General features: G+C 34.8%; 24 protein-coding genes and 1 tRNA gene. 17 read left to right on the top strand and 8 right to left on the bottom strand.

The genetic code is table 11. From position 1 onward, the window contains the following. Window positions 1–19 precede the first annotated feature (19 nt). The 8 genes from CHB58_RS04705 to CHB58_RS04670 all read left to right on the top strand — a co-directional run bounded on the left by CHB58_RS04705 (window position 20) and on the right by CHB58_RS04670 (window position 7,096). Entirely contained in the window at window positions 20–601 is a 582-nt protein-coding gene (locus CHB58_RS04705; RefSeq protein WP_089322954.1) for a YqaA family protein, read from the top strand. After that, entirely contained in the window at window positions 598–1,149 is a 552-nt protein-coding gene (locus tag CHB58_RS04700; RefSeq protein ID WP_089322953.1) for a 4Fe-4S dicluster domain-containing protein, read from the top strand. Before CHB58_RS04705 ends, CHB58_RS04700 begins: the two co-directional genes overlap by 4 nt. Then, window positions 1,142–2,098, top strand: coding sequence for a DNA polymerase III subunit delta (holA, locus tag CHB58_RS04695; RefSeq protein WP_089322952.1), 957 nt, complete (start codon window positions 1,142–1,144; stop codon window positions 2,096–2,098). Before CHB58_RS04700 ends, holA begins: the two co-directional genes overlap by 8 nt. Continuing rightward, on the top strand, window positions 2,098–3,378 hold the full coding sequence (rseP, locus tag CHB58_RS04690) for an RIP metalloprotease RseP (protein ID WP_089322951.1): 1,281 nt from the start codon (window positions 2,098–2,100) through the stop codon (window positions 3,376–3,378). Before holA ends, rseP begins: the two co-directional genes overlap by 1 nt. Before the next feature lie 18 nt (window positions 3,379–3,396). Next, a complete protein-coding gene (locus CHB58_RS04685) occupies window positions 3,397–4,545 on the top strand; it encodes a serpin family protein (protein WP_089322950.1) in 1,149 nt (382 codons plus the stop codon). Window position 4,546: 1 nt separating this feature from the next. Then, window positions 4,547–5,152, top strand: a complete 606-nt coding sequence (locus tag CHB58_RS04680; RefSeq protein ID WP_089322949.1) for a TIGR00296 family protein — start codon at window positions 4,547–4,549, stop codon at window positions 5,150–5,152. 114 nt (window positions 5,153–5,266) lie between these two features. After that, on the top strand, window positions 5,267–5,812 hold the full coding sequence (locus tag CHB58_RS04675; protein ID WP_245807336.1) for a site-2 protease family protein: 546 nt from the start codon (window positions 5,267–5,269) through the stop codon (window positions 5,810–5,812). 12 nt (window positions 5,813–5,824) lie between these two features. Further along, the gene (locus tag CHB58_RS04670; protein WP_089322947.1) at window positions 5,825–7,096 is read left to right on the top strand and encodes a thymidine phosphorylase; all 1,272 of its coding nucleotides are present in this window, start codon (window positions 5,825–5,827) and stop codon (window positions 7,094–7,096) included. A gap of 161 nt (window positions 7,097–7,257) precedes the next feature. On the opposite strand, the gene CHB58_RS04665 is transcribed toward CHB58_RS04670, so the two are convergent. Next, a tRNA-Glu gene (locus tag CHB58_RS04665) sits at window positions 7,258–7,335 on the bottom strand. Between the two features lie 144 nt (window positions 7,336–7,479). On the opposite strand from CHB58_RS04665, the gene CHB58_RS04660 reads away from it, so the two are divergent. Continuing rightward, entirely contained in the window at window positions 7,480–8,238 is a 759-nt protein-coding gene (locus tag CHB58_RS04660; RefSeq protein WP_089322946.1) for a glycosyltransferase family 2 protein, read from the top strand. A gap of 15 nt (window positions 8,239–8,253) precedes the next feature. Here the strand turns inward: CHB58_RS04660 and CHB58_RS04655 are convergent, their stop codons facing one another. After that, window positions 8,254–9,954 (bottom strand): proline--tRNA ligase, encoded by a 1,701-nt coding sequence (locus tag CHB58_RS04655; RefSeq protein WP_089322945.1) that lies wholly within the window; start codon window positions 9,952–9,954, stop codon window positions 8,254–8,256. Window positions 9,955–10,466: 512 nt separating this feature from the next. Between CHB58_RS04655 and dnaA the strand changes: the two genes are divergently transcribed. The 7 genes from dnaA to CHB58_RS04620 all read left to right on the top strand — a co-directional run bounded on the left by dnaA (window position 10,467) and on the right by CHB58_RS04620 (window position 18,185). After that, window positions 10,467–11,822, top strand: coding sequence for a chromosomal replication initiator protein DnaA (gene dnaA, locus CHB58_RS04650; RefSeq protein WP_089322944.1), 1,356 nt, complete (start codon window positions 10,467–10,469; stop codon window positions 11,820–11,822). Between the two features lie 252 nt (window positions 11,823–12,074). Next, window positions 12,075–13,172 (top strand): DNA polymerase III subunit beta, encoded by a 1,098-nt coding sequence (gene dnaN / locus CHB58_RS04645; protein ID WP_089322943.1) that lies wholly within the window; start codon window positions 12,075–12,077, stop codon window positions 13,170–13,172. A 4-nt stretch (window positions 13,173–13,176) separates the two neighbouring features. Continuing rightward, window positions 13,177–13,686: a CDP-diacylglycerol--glycerol-3-phosphate 3-phosphatidyltransferase gene (gene pgsA / locus CHB58_RS04640; RefSeq protein ID WP_089322942.1), complete on the top strand. Its 510-nt coding sequence runs from the start codon at window positions 13,177–13,179 to the stop codon at window positions 13,684–13,686. A gap of 5 nt (window positions 13,687–13,691) precedes the next feature. Beyond that, complete coding sequence (plsY, locus tag CHB58_RS04635) at window positions 13,692–14,297, top strand: glycerol-3-phosphate 1-O-acyltransferase PlsY (protein WP_089322941.1); 606 nt, start codon at window positions 13,692–13,694, stop codon at window positions 14,295–14,297. Continuing rightward, window positions 14,275–15,159, top strand: a complete 885-nt coding sequence (locus CHB58_RS04630) for a polyprenyl synthetase family protein (RefSeq protein WP_089322940.1) — start codon at window positions 14,275–14,277, stop codon at window positions 15,157–15,159. The genes plsY and CHB58_RS04630 overlap by 23 nt, the downstream gene beginning before the upstream one ends. A 48-nt stretch (window positions 15,160–15,207) precedes the next feature. After that, entirely contained in the window at window positions 15,208–17,082 is a 1,875-nt protein-coding gene (gene dxs / locus CHB58_RS04625) for a 1-deoxy-D-xylulose-5-phosphate synthase (protein WP_089322939.1), read from the top strand. Continuing rightward, a complete protein-coding gene (locus CHB58_RS04620; protein ID WP_089322938.1) occupies window positions 17,079–18,185 on the top strand; it encodes a M14/M99 family metallopeptidase in 1,107 nt (368 codons plus the stop codon). Before dxs ends, CHB58_RS04620 begins: the two co-directional genes overlap by 4 nt. A 9-nt stretch (window positions 18,186–18,194) precedes the next feature. Here CHB58_RS04620 and rapZ read toward each other — a convergent pair whose 3' ends face one another. The 6 genes from rapZ to CHB58_RS09050 all read right to left on the bottom strand — a co-directional run bounded on the left by rapZ (window position 18,195) and on the right by CHB58_RS09050 (window position 23,969). After that, the gene (gene rapZ, locus CHB58_RS04615; protein WP_089322937.1) at window positions 18,195–19,088 is read right to left on the bottom strand and encodes an RNase adapter RapZ; all 894 of its coding nucleotides are present in this window, start codon (window positions 19,086–19,088) and stop codon (window positions 18,195–18,197) included. A 3-nt stretch (window positions 19,089–19,091) separates the two neighbouring features. Continuing rightward, window positions 19,092–19,874 carry an NHL repeat-containing protein gene (locus CHB58_RS04610; RefSeq protein WP_089322936.1) on the bottom strand — a complete coding sequence of 261 codons (783 nt, stop codon included), beginning with the start codon at window positions 19,872–19,874 and terminating at the stop codon, window positions 19,092–19,094. A gap of 2 nt (window positions 19,875–19,876) precedes the next feature. Then, window positions 19,877–20,767, bottom strand: coding sequence for an NAD(+)/NADH kinase (locus CHB58_RS04605; protein ID WP_089322935.1), 891 nt, complete (start codon window positions 20,765–20,767; stop codon window positions 19,877–19,879). Then, on the bottom strand, window positions 20,742–21,419 hold the full coding sequence (locus CHB58_RS04600) for an ATP-binding protein (RefSeq protein ID WP_089322934.1): 678 nt from the start codon (window positions 21,417–21,419) through the stop codon (window positions 20,742–20,744). Before CHB58_RS04600 ends, CHB58_RS04605 begins: the two co-directional genes overlap by 26 nt. Window positions 21,420–21,483: 64 nt before the next feature. Next, window positions 21,484–23,835, bottom strand: a complete 2,352-nt coding sequence (gene priA, locus CHB58_RS04595) for a replication restart helicase PriA (RefSeq protein ID WP_089322933.1) — start codon at window positions 23,833–23,835, stop codon at window positions 21,484–21,486. Next, the gene (locus tag CHB58_RS09050) at window positions 23,820–23,969 is read right to left on the bottom strand and encodes a hypothetical protein (RefSeq protein WP_180706434.1); all 150 of its coding nucleotides are present in this window, start codon (window positions 23,967–23,969) and stop codon (window positions 23,820–23,822) included. The genes priA and CHB58_RS09050 overlap by 16 nt, the downstream gene beginning before the upstream one ends. A 41-nt stretch (window positions 23,970–24,010) precedes the next feature. Here CHB58_RS09050 and ispE point away from each other — a divergent pair, with 41 nt between their 5' ends. Continuing rightward, window positions 24,011–24,862 carry a 4-(cytidine 5'-diphospho)-2-C-methyl-D-erythritol kinase gene (gene ispE, locus CHB58_RS04590; RefSeq protein WP_089322932.1) on the top strand — a complete coding sequence of 284 codons (852 nt, stop codon included), beginning with the start codon at window positions 24,011–24,013 and terminating at the stop codon, window positions 24,860–24,862. Window position 24,863 lies beyond the last annotated feature (1 nt).

Raw genomic sequence — 24,863 nt, 5'->3', positions numbered from 1 at the left:
CTAAGCAACGGAGAAGATTATGGATTTCTTAAACCCATCTTTCTGGCAGGAGTTTGCCTTAAAATATGGCGCTTTGGGACTTGCATTTAACAGTTTTATAGAAGCGATATTTTTCCCTATACCTCCAGACGTTTTGCTTATCACCCTGTGTGCTGCAAATCCAAAAAGTGCGTTCTTTTATGCAGCTGTAACAACTCTGTTCTCAACACTTGGCGGAATTGTGGGTTATTTCATAGGTTATAAAGGTGGCAAACCTCTTGCTGTTAAATTTTTTGGAGAAGAAAAGGTTAACAGAGTTCACCGTTTGTTTGAAGCCTACGAAAGTATGATTATTCTCACAGCAGGATTTACTCCACTCCCCTATAAGCTTTTTACAATTACATCAGGTGTTCTGTATGCAAGCCTTTCAAAACTTATTCTATTTTCAATAATAGGAAGAGGATTAAGATTTTTCGCAGAGGCTGCTCTCTTCTATTTCTACGGAAAGGAGATTACCGATTTTGTGCAACACAATTTAAATCTTATATTTACAATATCTGGAATTTTACTAATAGTTGCATTTATAATTTACAGAAGAGCTAAAAAAGGAACACTTCCATGAGTAGCAGAAGAGATTTTTTTAAAGAACTGTTTACTTCCATAACAAAAGCAGCAGCAGAATTAGCCTATGAGGTGTCAAAGACAACAGACAATGTTGTATATCCTCCTGGAAGCGGAGACGAAGATAGATTTACAGCTCTGTGTGAAAAATGTGGAAAATGCGTAGATGAGTGTAAAAGCGGTGTTCTTGAGAAATACAGTAAACTAAACCCAGTACTTCTTGACCTTCCTGTAATGAACTTTGACAACAACTACTGTGAACAGTGTTTCACCTGTATAGAGGTATGTCAATCAAACGCATTAAGCAGGGAGAACCTTAAAAAGTTCAAATACGTAGCAAAACTTTTAAAAGACAAATGTGTGGCTTTTAAAGAGATGTTCTGCCTTTCCTGCTACTGGAGCTGCCCGAATCTTGATAAAGCCATAACGATAAAAAATAGAAGTTATCCCGAATTTCACAGCAGCGAATGTAAGGGATGCGGAAGATGTATAAACGCCTGTCCCACAGAACCAAAATCCATAATCATGGTAAAGGTTAAAAATGGCTGAAGTCTCTGCTGGAGATTTTATAAAACAGATAAAATCCGGAAAAATCGGTAAAAACAAGATATTCATACACGGTAATGAAATCTACTTAATAAAGCAAGTTATAAAAGCTTTATCCGAAAAGTTTGAAACCGAAAAAGTGGATGTTAATGACAATGACTTTTTAAATAAGCTGTTTAAAGGAACAACTCAGAACCTTTTTACACAAAAAGAACCTTTTTTAATAGTCCTGAATATAAACTCTTTAAATTCCAAAATCAGGAAAAAAACCGATAAAGAAAAATTTATAGGGTTTCTTAAAAACTCTTCTGCTTACCTTCTTGTTTCTGAAACAGAAATAGATAAAAAGACCCTTAATACAGAACTCTTTAAAGAGATATTGAAACATAGTAAACATATAGTAGTTGCCCGGCATTTTGATAGAAAAAAAGTATTTCAAATTCTAAAGAAAAAATTCAAAACAGCAGGAAAAGAGATAGATGATGAAACAATCCTTTTTATTATTGACACTCTCGGAACAGACCTTCAAATCCTTAAAGTTGAAACCGATAAACTTATTTGTTTTCCGGGTAAATTAACAAAAGAAACGATATCTGAACTTATCTTCGCCACAAAAACAACCAACATATTCTCTTTAATTACACACATACTTAAAAGAGAAAAAAGAAATTATATTGAAAATTTAAACATTCTTTTGTCTGAAGGAACTGAACCGTTAAGCCTTATCGCACTTTTACAAACCCAATTAAGACAGATAATTGAGATAAAATCGGGGAAAAGAGTAAGGCTTCCCCAGAAAGTCATAAAGGAATACATTAATCTTACACAGAAAATCTCTTTAAAAGAGCTATACAATCTGCTTAAAACACTCCATGAAGTAGAATTTGCCATAAAAACAGGATACAGAAAACCTGAAGAAGCTCTTAAAGAGATAGTATTTAAGGAGGTTTAATGATAACAATCTTAGCTTTTATAGTTGCCCTTGGAATCTTAATAACTATCCACGAGGCAGGCCACTTTCTGGCGGCAAAATTTTTCGGCGTAAAAGTTGAAACATTCTCAATAGGATTTGGACCTGCAATATTTAAAAAACGTTACGGAGAAACAGAATACGTAATCGCAGCTATTCCCTTAGGCGGATATGTAAAGATGTCAGGAGAAGACCCTGATGAACCTATCAAAAGTGAAAGGGATTTCTATGCCAAACCACCGTGGCAAAGAATAATTATAGCTCTTGCAGGTCCTTTTATGAATTTGGTCCTTGCTATTTTTCTTTTCTGTGCTGTTTACTCAATAGGAAGATACGTCCCAACCTACAGCATTGAAGCGGCAAAGGTTGGATTTGTTCCTGAAAACTCCACACTAAAACAGGGAGATGTGATAGAAAGAGTAAACGGCAAAAAAATTAAAACATGGAAAGAGTTTGAAAAAATAGTAGCACTAAATCCTAACACGGAACTAACCCTCACTGTTGAAAGAGGCGGAAAAGAGATAGATGTTTCTCTGAAAACAGGATTTGATAACCAAACAGGTGTTGGAACTGTAAATGTTGTCCCTGCATTAAAACCTGTAATAGGCCAGATCGTCAAAGGTAGCCCTGCAGAAAAGGCAGGATTAAAAAAGAAAGATGTGATTTTAAAAATAAACGGAAAAGAGATTAGAAGCTGGAATCAGGTGGTTGATGAGATTAAAAACAGCAACGGAAAAGAGATTACCCTTGAGATTTTAAGAAAAGGTAGAAAACTAACTATCAAAGTTAAACCTGAATACAACAAAGAGTATAAAAAGTATGTAATAGGCATAGTCCCTGAAATTGACCAGACCTTTATTAAATATCCCTTCCCAGAAGCTATTAAGATGGGAATAAAAGAGTTTATCTCCCAATCAACTCTATTTTTCACATTTCTTAAAAAATTGATAACAGGAAACGCATCTGTCAAAAGTCTCGGCGGTCCCATAATGATTGCTCAGGTAGCAGGTAAAGCTGCAAAAGCCGGACTTTCAAGCTTCTTATACTTTATGGGATTCATAAGCCTTCAGCTTGGCTACTTTAACCTTCTTCCACTTCCTGTTCTTGATGGCGGATTAATCGTTATGTTCTTGATAGAATGGATAAGAGGCAGGGCTCTTTCTCCTCAATTTAGGGAGAGATTTCAACAGATAGGATTTGCTCTTCTTGGAATACTGATGATTCTGGTGTTTTATAACGATATAATGAGATTGTTCCACTAACCTTATAAGGAAAACACAATGAGGAAAATATTTTTAAGCCTGTTAGCAGCACTTCTTCTAACAGGAAGTGCTGTTGCAGGAACTTTTGAAGAAAGTGTAAACAACTTCAGTTTAAAATTTTTAAACGCTTCTTACAAAAAGAAGAAAAATATCCTTATTTCACCCTACAGTATCTACATAGCATTTTCACCAGTGTATGAAGGAGCAGAGAACAATACAGAAAAAGAGCTTAAAAGAGGCTTTCTATATCCAGAAAAATCTGTTCTCAGAAAACTTATAAAAGAGGAAATAGAAGAGAAAAAATCGGATGAAAATTTAAAACTCTTTAACGGAATCTATATCCAGAAAGGATTTAAACTAAAAGGAAATTTTTTAAAAACTGTAACAAATTTTTATCAACCTGAGATAAAACAGGTTGATTTTAAAAACAAAACAGAAAGGATAAAAACCGTTAACCTTATCAACAGGGATGTGGAAAAAACAACTAAAGGTAAAATAAAAAACCTTTTAAAACCATCCGACGTAAACTCCCTTTCCCGTTTAATAATAGTTAACGCTATCCATTTTAAAGATAACTGGCTGATACCTTTTAAAAAAGAACTAACAGAAAACAAACCTTTTTACACATTAGGTAAAACTGTAAAAGTACCGATGATGAAAACATCAGGAAGGTTTAAAACTTTTGAAAATGAAACGGTGAAAGCGATTTCCCTTTTCTATAAAAATTGTTACAGAATGAACATATTTGTTCCAAAAACGGAAAACTTTAAACTCACATATGAAAACTACAACAATGTTTTAAACAAACTAAATTTTAAAAATGTTGACCTTGAAATGCCAAAATTTAAACTTAAAAACAGAACATATCTTAAAAAACCACTTTCAAAAATCGGAATAAAAGATGTTTTCAACATGGAAGCAGACCTTTCTGAAATGACCGGAAAGAAAAATCTTTACGTTCAGAAAGCGATTCATCAGACATTTATTAATGTGGATGAAAACGGAACAGAAGCTGCCGCTGCAACAGCCGTTGTAATAGGTTTAAAATCTATCCTTCCAAGACCTAAAAAACTGTTTAAAATAGACAGACCATTCTTTTTCACCATAACAGATAAAAAAGGAACTATTTTATTTACAGGATATATAGCTAATCCTCTGGAGGAGTAAAATGGAACTGCTTCCCTTAGAATACGGAAAATTCCTTGTAAAAGTTGCAAGGACAACAGTGGAAGAGCTTCTAATAAACGGAAGAAAATTTCCTATACCGCCAGATACACCACCAGAGCTATTTGAGAAAAGGGGTGTTTTTGTAACCATAAAAACTTTCCCGGCAGACCAGCTCAGAGGATGTATAGGATTTCCAGAACCTGTAATGCCACTTATAGAAGCAACAATAGACGCTGCAATTTCTGCAGCAACAAAAGACCCGAGATTTCCTCCGATGGACCCATCAGAACTTGAAAATGTAACATTTGAAGTTACCGTTTTAACACCACCTGAACTTTTAGATGTTCCACCTGAAAAACTACCTGAAGAAATAAAAGTCGGAAGAGATGGATTGATAGTTCGGTGCGGTTTTGCAAGTGGCCTCCTCCTTCCTCAGGTTCCTGTAGAGTGGGGATGGAATGAAGAAGAGTTTTTATCCCAAACCTGTCTAAAAGCCGGGCTACCGCCGGACTGCTGGAAATCTCCATACTGTCAGGTTTACCGCTTTCAGGGACAGATTTTCAAAGAGGTGGAACCTTACGGAGATATTGTTGAAGAAAAAATTTAAAACCAAATATGAAAGGAGGATATCATAAACGCAACAGAATGGATAATAGGCATCCCTGCAATACTATGGGCATTAACAATCCACGAGTTTGCCCACGGATATGTAGCTTACAGATTGGGAGACCCAACTCCCAAACTTTACGGAAGATTGACTCTAAATCCAATAGCCCATATAGATATTGTTGGATTTATAGCTCTTTTGCTTGTTCATTTTGGCTGGGCAAAACCGGTCCCTGTCAATCCACTTCTATTTAGAAAAATAAAAAATAAAAGGCTTGGAATGTTACTTGTAGCTCTTGCAGGCCCGGCATCAAACTTTATAAGTGCCTTTCTGTTCCTTATATTCCTTAAAGTATTATCTACAGTATACATCCCTGCATCTATAGGTCTGCCCTTAACAATATTCTTTACATGGGGTGCATTTATAAACATCGCATTTGGAGTATTTAACCTTCTTCCCATACCACCTCTTGATGGATACAGAATTCTTGAATATTTCTTACCGGCTGAAACACTTTTAAAAATCAGAAAGTATGAGCCTTATGGAATGTTTATTCTCATAGCAATAATAATGCTTCCGCCGTTTACCTCCATACTAATGAACACAATAAACAGTATAAGCTTTCTCATGGCAAAAGTTGTCGGAGTAAACCTTTTTTAAAGGGAAGTTAAGATGTTGTTTAAAGAGATAATAAAAAAGAAAAGGGACGGATTTGAGTTATCAGAAGAAGAGATAAGAGAAACTGTTAAAAAATATGTAAGTGAAGAGATTCCGGATTATCAAATGGCTGCACTTTTAATGGCAATTTACTTTAAGGGAATGACCGATAGAGAAACACTTTTTCTTACAGATGCAATGCTTAAAAGTGGTGAAACGGTAAATATAAACATTGACGGAACAATCGTTGACAAGCACAGCACAGGAGGAATAGGAGATAAAGTTTCATTTGTTATAGCGCCTGTTCTTGCAGAACTTGGACTGCCTGCTGTGCTTTTATCAGGTAGAGCCCTTGGATTTACCGGCGGAACAGCAGATAAAATGGAAAGTACCGGAATGAAAGTCACCCTAAACAAAAAAGAGATAGAAGATGTGGTGAAAAAGTTTGGATTCTCAATATCCTGCCAGACCCGGGAAATAGCCCCTGCTGACAGAAAAATTTACGCTTTAAGAGATGCAACATCAACAGTTGAAAGTATCCCTTTAATAGTCTCAAGTATTTTAAGTAAAAAGCTGTGTATTAATACAGACGGAATAGTGTTTGATGTAAAAGTTGGATCTGGAGCATTTATGAAAAAGATGGAAGATGCAGAAAAGTTAGCAGAAGGACTGGTGAACGTATCAAAACTTTATGGTAAAAAGGCGGGAGCCGCAATTACAGAGATGAATCAACCACTTGGAAGAACTGCCGGGAATGCCATTGAGATAGAAGAATCTCTTAACGCCCTATCGGGAGATATAGCAAACGATCTTCTTGAAGTAGTAACCACATTGGTGGGAATAATTTTCAAAATTACAAAAAAAGGAACTTTCAAAGAAGGAAAAGAGAAAGCAGAAAACATAATTCTCTCGGGAAAAGCACTACCCCGCTTTTGTGAATGGATAGAATATCTTGGCGGCACAACAAAACTGCCTAAAGGAAAGAACAAAATTTGCGTTAAAAGTAAAAATGAAGGTTACATAACAAAAATTGATGGAGAAACCCTTGGATTTCTTATTGTAGAAATGGGGGGAGGAAGAAAGAAAAAAGAGGATAAAATAGACTACACTGTAGGACTTAGATTTTTCAAAAAAATTGGAAGCTACGTTAAAAAGGGAGAAACAATCGGAGAAATAATTTTCAACTCCGGAGATGAAACAGCTTTTGTTAAGAAATTTCTATCAGCATTTAAAATAGAAAAGGAAAAACGTGAAAAACCTGAACTGATCAAAAAAATTATCTATTGATAAAGATTGTTTAATTGAAGGAAAAATGTTATATTTATGTACGTTTATAAAAAGAGGCTGGCACCTGCAGGTGCCAGCTTTCTCCATATATGGGGAGGGAGGGGGAAAAGGGGGGTATGATGAAGACAAATTTACTCCGCTCCCGCACAAATGTCAACAAGTGGCGTCCCCAGGGGGATTCGAACCCCCGTCGCCGGCGTGAAAGGCCGGTGTCCTAGGCCGGGCTAGACGATGGGGACAACAGCGTAGGAGGAAATATAGGAGAAGTAAGCGTAAGTGTCAACCCTTAAAAAGGAAATTTTTACAAAAAATTTACCTTGCAACGCTTAATTCTTATAACAATTTAATATAATCCCTATAAACACTTTATTAAAAGGGAACTTATGAAACTTCCACTGACAGTTGCAATGATAACCTACAATGAAGAAGAAAATCTGCCCAAAACCCTTGAAGCCATTAAAGATATAGCTTCAGAGATTGTAATAATTGACAGTCACTCAAAAGATAAAACTGTAGAAATAGCTAAAAACTATGGGGCAAGAGTTTTTATTGAAGATTGGAAAGGCTTTAGAGAACAGAAAAACTCTTTAATAGAAAAATGCACACAGAAATGGATTCTATTTCTTGATGCTGACGAAGTTGTTTCTAAAGAACTTAAAAAAGAGATAATTGAAGCTATAAAAAAGAACAAAGCAGATGGATTTATACTTAATAGAAAAACTTTCTACGCAGGTAAATTTCTAAACCATGTATGGCAGCCAGACCGGGTTTTAAGACTTGTAAAAAAGGAAAGTAATCCCAGATGGGAAGGCGGCAACGTTCACGAATACCTTGCAATTGACGGAAAAGTAGAAAAGTTAAACGGTTATCTATTCCACTACACATATAAAAACATCTATGAGCACTATCAGAAATCTATCAAATATGCAAAACTATCTGCTGAAGAGATGTATAAAAGTGGCAAGAAATTTAAAATACATAAACTTTTACTTAACCCAACATGGGCTTTTATAAGAGAATATTTCATACACATGGGATTTTTGGACGGCATAAGGGGACTAACAGTAGCAATTACTACATCTTATTACAAATTTGCTAAATACATATTTCTATGGGAACTTGAAAAAAACAAACAACACTAAAAAATACCTTAAAGTTTAACTCAAGAAAGATAAAACCTTTTCAGTAATTTCTGCCACACTAACCTCCACTTTCTCTCCTGTTTTTCTAATCTTCAACTCCACAACTCCATCAGAAACTTTCTTACCAACAACAATCTGAAAAGGAATACCTATAAGGTCAGCATCTTTAAATTTGAAACCAGCTCTTTCATTTCTATCATCAAGAAGAACGTCAATACCTTTTCTCTTTAACTCCTCATAAATCTTCTCAGCCATTTCCATCTGCTGACTGTTTTTCACATTTACAGGAATTACCTCAACCTCAAAAGGAGCTATTGGAACAGGCCAGATAATTCCCGACTCATCAAAATTTTGCTCAACAGCAGCAGCCATTACTCTTGTCACACCAATTCCGTAACACCCCATTACCATCGGCTTTTCCTTCCCATCCTCATCAACAAAAACACAGTTCATAGCTTCACTGTATTTTGTTCCCAGTTTAAATATGTGACCGACCTCTATTCCTCTCTTCTCTATAAGAGAAGCACCACACTTTGGACATCTATCTCCACCTTTTACCTCAGAAATATCAACAAACTTCTCAACATCAAAATCCCTTCCCCAGTTTACATTTTTTAGATGGTAATCTTTTTTACCACTACCAGCAGTAAAATTAACCATGGAAGCTATAGATACATCAACAACAAGTGGAATCTTAACATCTAAAGGAGATAGAAAGCCCGGCTCCTGACCTGTAAACTCTCTAACTTCTTCATCTGTGGCAAACCTAAAATCTTTAACACCTAAAAGCCTTGATAACTTTAGTTCATTAATCTCCCTGTCACCTCTTAAAAGAACAGCATAAGGTTTTTCATCTGCAATAACAACTATAAGCTTTGCAATTTCACTTTTATCAATTCCTATAAATTCAGCAACATCATCTATACTTTTAACATCAGGTGTATGTATCTCTTCAACAGATGAAAACTTAGATTCTCTATCAGTATCCACTTCTGATTCTGCCTGTTCAGCCTTCTCAGTACTTGCAGCGTATCCGCAGGATTCACAGTAAACAAGCTTTCCTTCTCCTGTATCAGCAATAACCATAAATTCATGGGAAAATTTCCCGCCAATCTCTCCAGTATCAGCTTCAACAGCTTTAAACTCAAGACCCATTCTTTGAAAAATCCTTGAATAGGTTTCATACATATTCCAGTATTCCCTTTCAGCATCCTCATCAGAAACATGAAAAGAGTAAGCATCTTTCATAATAAATTCTCTACATCTCATCAATCCAAACCTTGGTCGTATCTCATCCCTGAACTTCCTACCTATCTGGAAAAGATTGATAGGTAACTGCTTATATGAACGAATCTCCTTTCTCACAAGGTCTGTTATCATCTCTTCGGCTGTTGGTCCAAGAGCATAATCCCTTTCATGTCTATCTTTAAACTTTATCATCTCCTTACCGTAAACATCCCACCTTCCGCTTTCAATCCACAATTCTGCAGGATGCATAATTGGGAGAATAACCTCCAGAGCTCCTGCTCTTTCCATCTCCTCTCTTATTATTTTCTCTATTTTCATAAGAGTTTTCACACCAAGAGGCAAAATATCATAAAGGCCGGCTGCCTTCTTCCTGATAAATCCAGCTCTTATCAAAAGTTTATGACTTGGAATTTCAGCGTCTGAAGGTGACTCTTTAAGTGTTGGAGCAAAAAGTTTAGAAAATCTCATTAAACAACCTCCTGAAACTGCTTTATATTAGGACTATAATTATACCCGGTTTTTTTTAAAAAAAAGATGTTAAATTAACATTAAACTTTTATCTTATTTTTAATAAAAAAGTATGTTTAATTTAAAAATATCTAAATATAGAAAGAAAAACGAAAAACATTTTAAATATCTTCCATTTTTTTAGTCGCATTTTAAAAAAATTTTAAGCGCAAAAGTTTACTTTTAAAAAAAATCTCAAACTCAGTTGTTGTAACAACTGTCCGCCAACTAATAGAATATTGCATAGTTTTTAATAAAATTCTTTAAAACCTTGCAACACTACATTGAATAAGCACATTTTATTGTCAACAAAAGCCAATCAGACAGGATACTAAAGTAGCTCACTACAGTTTTAAACAAGTGACAAACCTTCACAAAAAATTATATATTTACACCCTGCAATTTATCCACACCAAATCTCCAAATTGATAGAATGGTGGATACACATTATGAATTCGTGGGGAGGTATCAAAGTGAAGGCAGTATGGGACAAATGCTTAAACGAGCTTAAAAAAAGCATAAAACCACACGAATACAAAACCTGGATAAAGGACCTTGAATTTATATCTGTATCAGGAAATAGATTAACTTTAAAAGCAAAAGACAATATAACCAAAGAGTTTGTAGAAAAAAGATACCTCCCCCTAATTCAAAACGTGGTTGGAAAAAATTTCGGCAAACCCCTAAAAATATCAATAGTTTTACAGGAAAAAGCATCAAAAGGTGTTATGCTTGAACTTAACTTAAGCACAAAAAAAGCACCAAAAATAGAATCAAACCTTAATCCAAAATACACCTTTGAAAACTTCATAGTCGGTTCAAGTAACCAGTTTGCCCATGCTGCCGCAATAGCTGTTGCCGAAAATCCAGGGAAAGCTTACAACCCTTTGTTTATCTACGGGGGAGTTGGGCTTGGAAAAACCCACCTTATGCAGGCAATTGGAAACTTTGTTAAAGAGCATTTTCCATCAAAAACGGTAGTTTATGTAACAACAGAAAGCTTTATGAACGACCTTATAGATTCTTTAAGAAACGACAGAATGACACAGTTTAGAGAAAAATATAGAACGGTTGATATTCTTCTTATAGACGATATCCAATTTATAAGCGGAAAAGATAGAACACAGATAGAATTTTTCCACACATTTAACGCTCTTTACGATTCAGGAAAACAGGTTGTCCTAACAAGCGACAGGCCACCAAAAGACATTCCAATGTTAACAGAAAGACTGAGAAGCAGATTTGAGTGGGGACTTATAGCCGACATTCAGCCGCCAGATTTTGAAACAAGAATAGCCATACTGAGAAGAAAAGCTGAAGACGAAGGAATAGAAGTGTCTGACGAAGTTCTAAAGCTCATAGCAAGCCGTATAAAGTCAAACATAAGACAGCTTGAAGGAACATTGCTTAAACTTAAAGCAAAGGCACAGCTTGAAGGAAAACCGCTTGACGCAGAACTTGTCAGAACAACTCTAAGTATAGAACCTGGAAATTCTACATCAGTTTCTGAATCATTTTCAGAAACCCTTCCTGTAGATGAAATCAAAAAAGCAGTATCACAGATAATGAACGTGAAAATAGAGGACCTTGACGGAAATTCAAGGAAAAAGCAGATAGCACTGGCAAGGCAGATAGCTATGTATCTGTGTAAAAAACTTGGGAATTACTCCTATCCAAAGATAGCCGCAGCATTTAACAGAAGCGACCACACAACAGCAATGCACGCTTACAACAGAATAAAAGAGCTAAGAGAAAAAGATGCTCAAATTCAATCCCTCTTATATGAGATTGAAGGAGTGTTAACACGCTCAGTTGATAGTGCCCTGTAACTTATCCACATATATTGTGGATAACTACTGTGGATAACTACTGTGGATAATCTTAGACCTGTGGATAAAGCGAAAAACTTTCCACTTATCCACAGTTTATCTTTAAATCTGTGGATAACTTTCTACTTATCCACATGGTTATCCACAAATTTATTCACATCTACACAAAAATTTTTATACAATAGGAAAGCCTACAGGAATTTTGCACATAATATAGTCATTCTACTACTACTATGAATGTAAGGAGGAAGAATGAAATTTAAAATAAACAAAGAGGTAATAAAAGAAGGAGTAAAAAAAGTAGCGCCAGCTGCGGACAAAAAAGGAGCCATTCCAATATTGTCAAATGTTTTACTCAATGTTTCTGATAATACCCTTACTCTTGCAGCAACAGATCTTGATTTGGGTGTTGCTACAGTTGTAAGCTGTGATGCGGTGGAAGAGGGAAGTATAACTGTAAATGCTCAAAAACTGCAGAAACTTGTTTCAAGCCTTTCTGTGGAAGAGATAGAGTGTGAAGTTGAAGAAAATATGTTTATTATAAGGACGATGAAATCGAAATTTGCGCTGGCAACTTTGCCATCTGATGAGTTTCCCCAGATAAAACTTAAAGGTGGTAATGAAGTTTCTATCCTTGTAGATGAACTTGACAAAGCAATTAGAAAAGTAGCTTATGCAGCAAGTAAAGATGAGGTAAGATATAATCTTATGGGTGTTTATTTAAACTCTTCTGGTAACAAAATTGATGCTGTTGCAACAGATGGTCACAGATTAGCTCTATACACTATAGAAGCTAATGTGCCTGAATTTAACGTAATTGTTCCAAGAAGGACACTTTCAGAGCTTAAAAGGCTTATGAGAGGTTCTCAAGAGGTGAAAATCTCAACTGAAGGTAATCAGATATTTTTTGAGTTTGATGATACTTATCTTTTTAGTTCTGTTATAGAGGGTGAATATCCAGATTATATGGCCGTTATTCCTGAAGATAATCCGTTAAAAGCAATTGTAAACAGAGATGAGATTTTAACAGCTCTGAAAGAGGTTTCTGTAATTTATGATAAGGAAGATGCACAACCTGTAGTTATGAAATTTAATCCTGATAATGTAAAGCTTATAGCTAAAAAGTTTGATTCTATAGATGCTGGAGAGGAAGCTGAAGTTGAAATACCCTGTGAGTATACAGGTGAGGAGTTTGAGATAGCTTTCAATATTAGACATATGATAGAGGCTGTAGCAAGTTTTGATGGAGAAACTGTTGAGATAATGATGGATGGACCTATGACTCAGGTTCTTATCTCTTCGCCAGAAGAAATTCAATTAAAATGTGTAATAATGCCGATGAAGATTTAAGATTATGAGCGCTATTCCGAATATTCTAACTATTTTAAGGATTATTTTCATACCTTTTATAGTGTTTTTTATAATAGAAGGGATGTATTTTATATCGATTATTCTTTTCGTTATTTCCGCTTTTACGGATTTTCTTGATGGTTATCTTGCAAGAAAGATGAGAAGTGTTTCAAACTTTGGAAAACTTTTTGACCCGGTAGCGGATAAAATTCTCACGTCTTCTGTTCTAATAGCTCTTTCCTATAAACATCTGTGTGATCCTTATTCTGTTACTGCAATAGTTGCAAGGGAAGAAGCGGTAACAGGATTAAGAGCTATTGCTGCATCAAAAGGTATTGTATTACCTGCTGGAAACCTTGGAAAGATTAAAACGGTTCTTCTAATGGTATCTATAATTACTCTTCTTTCAGGTTTTTTAAAGCTTGGAGGATATCTTCTGCTTTTTTCTGCAGCTGTTGCTGTTTATTCTGGTGTTCTTTATTTTTATCATTTTTTTAAATCTGTAGAGGAGTAGAAATTATGGATAAATCTCTTTTAACTGTTCTTATAGTTGTTTTTTCATTTCTTTCTGGTTCAATTCCTTTTGGATATGTTATAGGTAAATTAAAAGGTGTTGATGTTAGGAAGTACGGAAGTGGAAACATAGGAGCAACAAATGTTTCAAGAGTTCTTGGTAAGAAAATCGGTCTTATCGTTTTAATTCTTGATGCTTTAAAAGGAGCTATTCCTGTACTTACTGTAAAGTATGCAGGATTACCATTAAAGTTTCAGCTTATGGCAGCACTTTTTGCTGTTCTTGGCCACTGCTTTTCCCCTTTTCTTGGGTTTAAAGGCGGTAAAGGTGTTGCAACCGGAATAGGAGCTTTTGCTGTAATTTCTCCAGTTTGTGCAGGAATAGCCGTTGCGGTTTTTATGTTGGTTTTTTTCATCACAAGATATGTTTCTTTAAGTTCCATTACTGCTGTTGCTTCTTATGTTATAGCTTTTAAATTTCTGGTTTCTTCCTCCGATATTTATATTTATGTTGCTCTTGCTGGATTTGTAATAATAGTGAAACACTATAAGAATATAATCAGGCTGATTAGAGGTGAGGAGAAAAAGTATGGAGTTAAAACAGTATCTTAAAGAGCGTAAAGAATTTATAGATGGAATAATTTACAACTTTTTACCTGATAAACCTGCTTATGGGACTAAACTATATGAGGCTGTTGAATACTCTTTAACTGTTGGTGGTAAGAGACTTCGTCCTATTCTTTGCCTTGCAGGGTGTGAAATTGCAGGTGGAAAGCTTGACGATGCTGTTCCTGTTGCAGTTGCTCTGGAGATGATTCATACCTATTCTCTTATTCATGATGACCTTCCGGCAATGGATAATGATGAATTAAGGAGAGGACATCCCACAACGTGGAAAAAGTTTGATGAAGCTACAGCCATTCTTGCCGGCGATGCTTTACTTAACAGGGCTTTTGAAATTTTAGCTGAGTGGGATTTCTCTCCAGAGATAAAAATTGAAGTTATGAAAGAGATAGGAAAAGCTGCCGGGATGAGAGGTATGGTTTTAGGACAGCAGTGTGATATGGAAGCTGAAGGAAGAAGTGATGTTTCACTTGATGAACTAAAGTATATTCATAAACATAAAACAGGAGCGCTTATTACAGCTTCTGTTGTCTCTGGTGCTGTTGTAGGCGGTGCGAATAAAGAGAGTCTAAAAGCTTTGAGAAGATACGGTGAGCTTATAGGTTACGCTTTTCAGATAGTTGACGATGTTCTTGATGTTGTAGGAGATGAGAGTAAGCTTGGTAAGAAAGTTGGTTCCGATTTAGAGAATAATAAGGTTACGTTTGTTACAATTTTTGGAGTTGAAGGTGCAAAAAAAGAAGCTGTTAAAGCTATAGATGAAGCTATTGAATCTTTAAAACTGTTTAAAAAAGAAAAAAGAGAGCCGCTTGAGAAAATTGCCCGTTTCATAGTTGAAAGAGAGTTCTAAAATATAAGTTATAATAATTTAAGATTTGTCTGTTTTGGAGGAATTTTATTGTTACTTGATAGAATAAACTCTCCTGATGATTTAAAAAAGCTTTCGGTTAATGAACTTAAGCAGTTAGCCGATGAGCTACGAACCTTTATAGTTGATGTTGTAACTAAGACCGGTGGGCATCTTGCATCTTCTCTTGGTGTTGTTGAACTTACTTTAGCTTTACTGAAGGTTTTTTCACCTCCTGAAGATGAGATAGTGTGGGATGTAGGCCATCAGGCTTATCCTTACAAAATATTGACAGGAAGAAAAGATAAATTTCCAACTTTAAGGCAGTATAAAGGTATTTCCGGTTTTCCTTCCATTAAAGAGAGTGTTTATGACGCTTTTGGAGCAGGTCATAGCAGTATTTCTATATCGGCTGCTCTTGGGATTAAGGTTGCAAAACGTTTAAAGGGAGAAGATGGAAAGGTTGTTGCTGTTATAGGTGATGGAGCTTTAACAGCTGGTGAAGCTTATGAGGGCTTGAACAATGCAGGCCAGCTTGGAGAGGATTTGATAGTTATTCTTAATGATAATAGAATGTCTATTTCTCCCAATATAGGAGCTATGGCAAACTATCTTATAAAGGTTACAACAGATGAGTGGCTTAGAAAGGCAAAGGGCCATTTTGAATACGTTTCAAAAAAGATATTTGGTGAAAGGGTTTATAAGAAGTTTAAAAGATTTGAAGATTTAATAGTTAAGGGTCTTTTCCCTCCCGGTATGCTTTTTGAAGAGCTTGGATTCAGATATATAGGTCCTGTTGATGGCCATAATCTTGATACTCTTATTCCTGTGTTAGAGAATGTTTCAAAAATGAAGGGGCCAACTCTTGTTCATGTTATAACCAAAAAGGGGAAGGGTTATAAACCGGCTGAAGAGAATCCTGAAAAGTTTCACGGTGTATCAGGGAAGAAGAAAACTGTATTAGTAGAAAAAAAGATACCTAAATGGACATCGATATTTTCTGAGGTGCTTATAGAGCTTGCAGAAAAAGAAGAAAATATAGTGGCTATTACAGCTGCAATGCCAACTGGTACAGGTCTTGATAAGTTTAGAGAGAAATTTCCGGAGCGTTATTTTGATGTTGGGATAGCCGAGCAGCATGCAGTAACGTTTGCAGCTGGTCTTGCAAAGAAAGGATTAAAACCAGTGGTTGCAATATATTCAACATTTTTACAGAGAGCTTATGACCAGATTATTCACGATGTTGCACTGCAAGAGCTCCCTGTTGTTTTTGCAATTGATAGGGGAGGAATAGTTGGTGAGGATGGGCCGACTCACCATGGTGTCTTTGACCTTTCTTATATGAGAATTGTTCCAAATGTGGTTGTTTCAGCACCAAAAGATGAAAATGAGCTTAGAAATCTTTTATATACGGCGATAAAATCAGATTTACCTTTTGCTATAAGGTATCCACGGGGAGCTGCTGTTGGGGTTGATATAGAAAGAGAATTTAAAGAGATACCTATAGGAACATGGGAAATTTTAAAGAAGGGAGGGGAAATTTTAATTATTGCTACAGGATGGGAGGTTTATCAGGTTCTTGAAGCTGAAAAACTTTTAAAAGAAACGGGAATAGAACCCACTATAGTGAATGCAAGGTTTATTAAGCCTATAGATGAAGTAATGTTAACTGAGCTTGCAAAGGGACATAAAATTATAGTTACTGTGGAGGAAAATACGGTAAAAGGCGGGTTAGGTAGTGCAGTAAATGAGTTTCTGGCCAGCTGGTATGATGGCAGGATTTTTAATATAGGTGTTCCTGATATGTTTATAGAGCACGGTGAGCAGAGTCTTTTAAGGGAAAAGTTGGGATTAACAGGAAAAGAACTGGCGGGTAGAATTTTAAAGATATGTAATAATTTTAATCTTTTATCTGATTTAAGATGAAGGACATAAAGTTAGGAAAACTTATTAAAGTAGTTTTTTTCTTTGTAGTTCCTCTACTTTTTTCTGCTACGCTGCATTTACCATCTTATGTTCCTAAAACTTATGAAAAAAAGATAACAAATTCTCCTAAAGCATTTGTGATTTCGGGGGCTCATGGTGATGAAATTGGTGGTTATTTAAGTGCTGTTTACCTTTATAAAACTTTAAAAGTTAAAAATGGAGATATTAAATTTTTACCTTTTTTGAACATTAAATCAGTGGTTAAGACTTACAGATATCTTGACGGAGTTGGAGATATAAATGATAAATTTAGTTTTTCAAAGCAGAATGTTTTAAACCTGCCTGACAATGTGTTTAGAAAGATAGAATTTATTAGAAAGGAAATAAGAGATTTTAAACCTGATGTTGTTTTATCTTTGCATGTAGCCTGGGGTTATTCAGTAATTAATAAAAAAAGATGGGGAAATAGCATTGTTATAGATGAAAAGAGATATAAAAATCTAATTTTATATCCAGTTGCAAAAAAGGTTCTTCAATCTATCAATTCTAATAATAAATACAGATATAGAGATTATTCAATTAAAGTCCTTAATACATTTTCAAAAAATGTGAAATCTGAGATGAACGATTTCAGTGCCTGGGTATTAAAAAGCGGTTTTCCCGTATATACGATTGAAAGTTCAAAACAGCTTGATTTATGGAGACAGATATATAATACATCCTTTGCAGTAGCGGAATTTTTAAAGTTTTACGGTTTTAAAATAGAAAACTTAGATACTGTTTTAAATAAGCGACAAATAGATAAATTTCTTAAATCTATTAAAAAAAGGAAAGTGAAACTTAAATTTTTAATAGACGGAAAGTATTACACGTATGATTGTGAATATAGAGGAAAACTTATAGTCCCTGTGAAAAAGGATAGTGAAATTTTTATACCTGAAGTTGAGATAAATGATATTGGATATTTTATTGTACCAAGAAGCGAAATGAACTATAAAAAAAATTACTTTTTCAGAAACTTTATCAATTTTAAAGTCAAGTATTTAAATGTTAGTAAAAAAAGATATGATGATTATTGTTATATAAGATTTGTGGTAAAGTAAATAATTACCTCAGTTAAGTGATTTATTTACTTTTTTTCTTATCTTTTGTTCTCTATGTTCTATATAAATTTCGTGTTCGGGATATTCATCTGCTGCTGATTCTGCTAAAAGTTCTGCAATTGCAACGGAACGGTGCTGACCACCGGTGCATCCGATGGCAAATGTAAGATAACTTTTTCCTTCCTTTTCGTAATGAGGTATTGTGAAAAGGACAATGTCTTTTAACTTTTCAATAAACGAGACTGTTTCTGGAAATTTTAAAATGAACTCTTTTACTTCTTTATCCATACCTGTTTTTGGTCTAAGTTCTGGAATAAAATGGGGATTGGGAAGGAATCTTACGTCAAATACATTGTCTGCTGTTTGAGGTATGCCGTATTTGAATCCGAAAGAGAGAAATGTGATTGTAAATGTTATTTTTCCACCGCTGATTAGCTCTCTTATGTACTGTTTTAGCTGGTGTGGGGTCAATTTTGATGTGTCTATTACAACAGAAGCTTTTTCTTCTACAGGTTTAAGATATTCTATTTCTTTTTCTATCAGTTCCTGTAAACTTTTATCTTTCTCATATCGTTGAAGTGGATGTGGTCTTCTTGTTTCGCTGAACCTTTTTATAAGGGTATTTTCATCAGCTTTAAGAAACCATATTTCAACGTTTCTATTTTTAAGGTTGTTAAGTATGTTTTCAATTGCATGTCTAAACTTTGGGTTTCTTATGTCAAGTACAAGAGCAGCTTTTTGGATTTCAGGATTTTCATTTATGAGATGAAAAAGATTTGGAATCAGGTCAGGAGGAATATTATCTATACAGTAAAACTCAAGGTCTTCAAGGTATTTTGCAGCAGTTGATTTTCCGCCGCCGGAAAGTCCTGTAAGTACTATTATCTTTTTTTCATCACACATGGCTTAATTTACCTTTTTGATAATAATCTTATTTGCAAAAAATTCTGGAATTGCAAGTTTTCCTTTATTATAACCTATATCTGCGGGAGTTATTAGGTTTTCTATTAACAGTTTTGTTTTTCCATTTCTTATCTCATAAATTTTCCCGTTTTTAAAATCGGAAACTATTAAGTTTCCATTTTCTTCAATAACTAAACCATCAAGATTACCTTTGATGTGCCCTATCTTTTCTATTTTTTCTTTTGAAACTTTTAAAATATCACCGCTGTTCCATGAAACACAGATAAGTTCACCATTTTGGTTAAAAGCTAAACCGTTAGGGCCTTTAAGTTTGTATGATTTTACAAAGATTTCAGGTTTTAAGGTTGATAGTGGTATTTTAAAGATTGTGTTTATCTGGGTATCAGAAACAAACAGTGCTTCCCTGTTTGCTGTTATATCGTTTAAAAATCTGGCTCCTTCTATAGGTATCTTTTTTATTATTTTCCCACTATTTATATCTATAACAACTACTGTATCTATATCTGTAACATACAGTTTATCCTTAACAAATGTTATTCCTTTAGGTGCATTCAAACCTTTTGTTAGAATTTTTTTAAACTTTCCTTTACTGTTTAGTACAGCTATAAAACCGTCTCCGTCTTTTTTATTTGGTGGCAGATTGCCGATGTTTGAAACGTATATTTTATTTTTGTAAAACTGAGCACTTTCAGGTGTTTTAATTTCACCTGCAAAGCTTTTAAATGGTATCAGAATGGCCAGCAGAAGAAAGAAAAATTTTCCCATTTTTATCCCCAGTTAAGCTTTTCTCTGAGTGTTTGGTAGTAAGATTTATCAGGGTCTCTTAAAATTAGAAGGTCATAGGGAGATTTTGCTATGTCAAGTCTGTCTCCTTTTCTAAGCTCTATTCCTTCCTGTCCGTCAAAAATAACCATAACCGTTTCACTTGTTGTTTTAAGCTGTGCAGTTAAAACGATATTTCCATCTATCACAAGTGGCCTCATTGTAAGAGTATGGGGACAGATAGGGGTGATGAGCATTGCGCTCAGTGTTGGCATTATTATAGGTCCTCCAGCTGACAGAGAGTAAGCAGTTGAACCTGTTGGAGTTGCAACTATTAGTCCATCTCCTCTGAAAACACTGACAAACTTTCCGTTTGCTTTTAGTTCTACTTCTATTATCCTTGCCAGTGTATCCCTTTTAATAACAACTTCGTTGACACATCTATAGATTGCTATGTGGCCATTTTTTCTGGTTAATTTTACCCTGATTACAGGTCTGTTTTCAACTATAAATTTTCCTGTGAGAAGTTTTTCAATGCTTTTTTCAATTTCATCCATGGAAAGTTCTGTTAAAAAGCCCAGGGTGCCAAAGTTTACTCCAAGAAGGGGGACGGGTTTTTTATCTATGAGTCTTGCAACGTTAAGGAAAGTTCCATCTCCCCCTAACACTATCATAATTTCAATTTTATCAGGAAGACATGTTCTGTCTATAACTTTTACCTTTTTTCTTAAATTTTCAGGAAGAAGAACGGCAGTTTCCTCTTCGGTCCAGACAGTTACTCCATTTTTAATTAAAATGGAAATGACCTTTTCAACTCCTTTGTGTGCATCTTTCTTGGTAGGATTTGAGATTACTCCTATATTTTTATACTTAAGCTTTCTTTTTTCTGTAGTCATCACCCTCTACCCTCACTATTTTGCACATTTCATATATTCTTGACTCAGTTCTATCGTCAAACCGTGATGCAAAGCTGTTGTCAAGGGGAGAATCAAACATAAGATTTGTTGTGATTATTGTAGGCAAATTTTTTGTGTATCTATAATTTATGATTGTTGATAGTATATCTTTTGCCCAGTCTGTGGTTCTTTCAGCACCAACATCATCAAGGATAAGTAGCGGTATATCCATAATATCTGAAAGGAGTTTTTGAGATGATTCTCTGGTATCAAAGGTTGTTTTTATATCTATCAGGAGATTTCTAAAATCTACAAATTTTCCTTTTAAACCTTTATATTCAATAATATTTCTTAACAGTGCTACCACAAGGTGGGTTTTACCCACACCTGGTTCTCCGTAAAGGACTATTCCCCTGTCGGTAAATGGATAGAGTTTGAAAAATTCTTTGCACTCCTTTAATGCAACCTTTTGAGAAACTGTTTCAGGTTTAAAATTTGAAAATTTACACTTTCTAAACCTGCGCGGAATGCCGGAAGTTTTTAAGAATTCCTTTTTTAGTGTTTCAAACTGACATTTACATCTTCTTGCCTGTTTTATATTGTCACTTTCTACTATAACCCATCCTGTACCTGAACAGTATCTGCAGGTCATCTTATCTCCTTGATTTTTCCTATTCAGTTTTAAAACTATTTTTATTTTGTGTAAACTTCAAGTTTTAAAGAAGATATACCGGTTCAACGTCTATTTTATATCTGATTCCTTTAAATAATAGTTGCATTTCATTTTTTAACAGATTGACCCCTTTTATTAGATTTTCTTCTGAAGATGCTCTTAAAAAGGAAGTAAATCTGTATCTTCCTGCTATTTTTGGTATTGGAGCAGGTGTGAGAGGAGGAACGTTGAAGTAAGGAGATAATTTTTCTTTTAAAACATTGAATTTTGATTCTACAGTTTTAAACTTTGAACTTCTTTCAAGTTGAAATTCTAAGAGAACCGGAAAAGAGAAAGGTGGATAGTTAAATATCTTTCTTGCTTCTATCTCCTCTTTATAAAACAGCTCAAACCTGTATTCTCTAGCATATTTTACAGCTGGATTTTCAGGTTCAAATGCTTGAACAATAGCAGCTCCAGGTTTAAATCTTCCAGCCCTTCCTGTGGTATGAACTATTGTCTGGAATACTCTTTCGGAGGAACGAAAGTCTGGTAAAAGGTAGCCAACGTCAGCAAGTAGAACGGCCACAAGGGTTAATTTTGGAAAATTGTGTCCTTTGCTTGCTATTTGCGTTCCTATAATTATGTTGTATTTTCCTTTTTTAATGTCCGATATAAGTTTTGCTCCTCTTATAGGGTCTTTTACGCTGTCCTGGTCAAGTCTTATTATTTTTCCTTCTGGAAACAGAACTTTTGCTTCTTCCTCTACCCTTTCGGTACCGTATCCTTTAAATTCAAGTTTTGTTTTACACTTCGGGCATCTGTAAACAGGTTTGTAGGTTTTGCCGCATATATGGCAGATAAGTTTTTTTACACTTTTGTGATAAACAAGAGGAACTGCACAGTCGTTACACTCAGCTACAAAACCGCATTCAGGACAAAAACCGGATGAGAAAAAACCCCGTCTGTTTATAAAAAGGAGAACCTGTTCTCCTTTTTTAATGGTATTTTTGATTGCTGTTATAAGTGGTTGGGAAAATATTCCCACTTTTTTTTCTTCTGAAAGATTTACAACCTTTATGTAGGGCAGTGGAATCTCTGAAATTCGTTTTTTAAGTTCAAGGGGTATGTATTCTCCAGTTATTCCTTTATAGTAACTTTCAACTGACGGTGTAGCAGAAACAAGCACTACAGGACAGTTTTCAATTTTTCCCCGTTTAATTGCCATATCTCTTGCGTGGTAAAGGGGTTTCTGCTGCTCCTTATATGAGACATCCTGTTCTTCATCAACAACGATAAGTCCTAAATCTTTTATGGGAAGCATAAGTGCCATTCTTGTTCCTATAAAAACTTTTGTAGTACCTTTGATAGCCTTTATCCACTGGGAAGTAAGTTCTTTTTTGCTTAGCTTACTGTGAAAAACTGCAATGTTTTCTCCAAAATAACTTTCAACTCTTGCTCGCAGTTCTGGTGTAAGAAGTAGTTCTGGAACGAGAATGAGAACACTTTTACCTCTGTTTACAATTTCCCTTGCAGCGTTTAAATAGACTTCCATCTTTCCTGAACCTGTTACTCCGTATAGAAGAAATGTTTCATTTTTTCCGTTGGTTATTTTTTCAAACGCTTTTTTTTGGTCTGATGTCAGGGTTATTTTTCTTTTATCTTCAAGTTCCTGTTTCTTTATGTCTAAAAGTATTTCTTTTTCAAAAATTTCTATAATGCCTTTTTCCTGTAATCTTTTTATGGTATGGCTTTTAATTCCTGATTTTTTTATTTCGTCAACACTTATCTCTTTTTTTTCTTTTAAGAGTTCTATTAGAAGTTTCTCTTTTGCTCCTCTTACAGTTTCTTCTTTTAGAAGTGAGACAAATTTTTTTGATGGAAGTGATGGGTATGTGATAGCCTCCTCTTTTCCGATTAATCCTTTTCGTATCAGGTTTTTAACTGCTTGGTAGACTGAACCTTTAATTCTTCTGTTGAGTGTAACTAACTTTACTTTCCCTTTTTTCTCTTTCAGGAAGTTTAATATATCTCTTTCCGTTTTTCCCTTTACTTTCTCGTCTTTTATCAGGTATATGTAGGTTGATTCATCAATAATAAAACCTGATGGAAGGAAGAAAAAAAGGGTTTCTCCAATTCCTGAAGCATATCTTTTAGCTATTTCTTCTGCAAGTTTCAATGTGTTTTCTGTAAAAAGCGGAAAGGAATCAGGAATATCAAAGATTTCTTTAATGAAGGAGGGATTAACTTCGGTTTTTTCTTTAATATCTGTGATTATTCCTGTTTTTAAAAAGTCTTTCCTTCCAAACGGAACAATAACCCTTTTCCCTTTCTCAAGCTTTTCAACAAGATTTTCCGGTACCCTGTAAACAAATGTTTTATCAATTGGTATGTTAAGGGCTACTTCTGCGTACAACTATTTTTCCTCTCTTTCGTCTTTTTTCTTTCCCGCATACCTCTTACTGTTGTCCCTACCGCCATAAGAACAAGAAGAAATGTGGCAAAGATAACCATGAGTATCACAAACCATTTGAAAATTACAGGTATCATTCTTTTCTCCTGTTAAGTTCTAAAGTGTTATAATCTATATTATGAAAATAATACTACCATCTCCAGCTAAAATTAATCTATCCCTATGGGTTAACGGAAAAAGAGAAGACGGCTACCATAATATATTAACAGTTTTTCATACTATAAATCTTTTTGATTATATATCAATTCAGCGTTCTGGACATCTTGAGCTTAATGTTGCAGGTTCAACTTCTGTTCCGGCTGGTGGAGATAATCTTATTATAAAGGCGTGTGATGTCTTTTATAAACATACAGGGATAAAACCTAAAGTGAGTATTACACTTGATAAGAAAATTCCTGTAGGTGCAGGTCTTGGTGGTGGAAGTTCAAATGCTGCTGTTGTTCTTAAAGGTTTGAATCAACTTTACGATTTTCCTGTTGATGATGAAAAGCTTGTAGAGATGGCTTCTGAAATAGGTTCTGATGTTGCGTTTTTTATAAAAGGTGGGCTTGCCATAGGTTGCCAGAGAGGGGAAAAACTTACATTTTATGGAAGTCAGAATTTTGATATTTTGCTTGTATTTCCTAATATATTCTGCTCTACAGCAGAAGTTTATAAAAATCTTCCACCTTTAAATAGAAATATGGAAATAGAGGATGCTGAGAGATTGATTCTTATTCCTCTCATGAAAAGAGATTATAAAACTTTGAGAAAAAATATGTGGAACGATCTTGAACTTTCACAGGCTGATTGTGTGAGAAAAGTTATGGAAGTTAAAAAAACAATAGAAGATTCAGTTGAAACAAGAGTTATTATGAGCGGTAGTGGTTCAAGTTTGTTTGCGGTTTTAGATAAAGGTAAAAAAGAAAAAATAGATATTACCCCCTTGCAAAGAAAAGGCTGGTGGGTTAAATTTCTTTCTGCAATTTAGT

This window comes from Desulfurobacterium atlanticum, from assembly GCF_900188395.1.
Taxonomy (GTDB): domain Bacteria; phylum Aquificota; class Aquificia; order Desulfurobacteriales; family Desulfurobacteriaceae; genus Desulfurobacterium_A; species Desulfurobacterium_A atlanticum.
The sequence above is the reverse complement of the archived record's forward strand: the minus strand, read 5'-3'. Positions and strand labels throughout refer to the sequence as shown.

Bases quoted from the DNA above. Each gene is read 5' to 3' on its own strand.
- CHB58_RS04705 (WP_089322954.1), top strand. From the start codon at position 20: ATGGATTTCTTAAACCCATCTTTCTGGCAGGAGTTTGCCTTAAAATAT.
- CHB58_RS04700 (WP_089322953.1), top strand. From the start codon at position 598: ATGAGTAGCAGAAGAGATTTTTTTAAAGAACTGTTTACTTCCATAACA.
- holA (WP_089322952.1), top strand. From the start codon at position 1,142: ATGGCTGAAGTCTCTGCTGGAGATTTTATAAAACAGATAAAATCCGGA.
- rseP (WP_089322951.1), top strand. From the start codon at position 2,098: ATGATAACAATCTTAGCTTTTATAGTTGCCCTTGGAATCTTAATAACT.
- CHB58_RS04685 (WP_089322950.1), top strand. From the start codon at position 3,397: ATGAGGAAAATATTTTTAAGCCTGTTAGCAGCACTTCTTCTAACAGGA.
- CHB58_RS04680 (WP_089322949.1), top strand. From the start codon at position 4,547: ATGGAACTGCTTCCCTTAGAATACGGAAAATTCCTTGTAAAAGTTGCA.
- CHB58_RS04670 (WP_089322947.1), top strand. From the start codon at position 5,825: ATGTTGTTTAAAGAGATAATAAAAAAGAAAAGGGACGGATTTGAGTTA.
- CHB58_RS04660 (WP_089322946.1), top strand. From the start codon at position 7,480: ATGAAACTTCCACTGACAGTTGCAATGATAACCTACAATGAAGAAGAA.
- CHB58_RS04655 (WP_089322945.1), bottom strand. From the start codon at position 9,954: ATGAGATTTTCTAAACTTTTTGCTCCAACACTTAAAGAGTCACCTTCA.
- dnaN (WP_089322943.1), top strand. From the start codon at position 12,075: ATGAAATTTAAAATAAACAAAGAGGTAATAAAAGAAGGAGTAAAAAAA.
- pgsA (WP_089322942.1), top strand. From the start codon at position 13,177: ATGAGCGCTATTCCGAATATTCTAACTATTTTAAGGATTATTTTCATA.
- plsY (WP_089322941.1), top strand. From the start codon at position 13,692: ATGGATAAATCTCTTTTAACTGTTCTTATAGTTGTTTTTTCATTTCTT.
- CHB58_RS04630 (WP_089322940.1), top strand. From the start codon at position 14,275: ATGGAGTTAAAACAGTATCTTAAAGAGCGTAAAGAATTTATAGATGGA.
- CHB58_RS04620 (WP_089322938.1), top strand. From the start codon at position 17,079: ATGAAGGACATAAAGTTAGGAAAACTTATTAAAGTAGTTTTTTTCTTT.
- rapZ (WP_089322937.1), bottom strand. From the start codon at position 19,088: ATGTGTGATGAAAAAAAGATAATAGTACTTACAGGACTTTCCGGCGGC.
- CHB58_RS04610 (WP_089322936.1), bottom strand. From the start codon at position 19,874: ATGGGAAAATTTTTCTTTCTTCTGCTGGCCATTCTGATACCATTTAAA.
- CHB58_RS04605 (WP_089322935.1), bottom strand. From the start codon at position 20,767: ATGACTACAGAAAAAAGAAAGCTTAAGTATAAAAATATAGGAGTAATC.
- CHB58_RS04600 (WP_089322934.1), bottom strand. From the start codon at position 21,419: ATGACCTGCAGATACTGTTCAGGTACAGGATGGGTTATAGTAGAAAGT.
- CHB58_RS09050 (WP_180706434.1), bottom strand. From the start codon at position 23,969: ATGATACCTGTAATTTTCAAATGGTTTGTGATACTCATGGTTATCTTT.
- ispE (WP_089322932.1), top strand. From the start codon at position 24,011: ATGAAAATAATACTACCATCTCCAGCTAAAATTAATCTATCCCTATGG.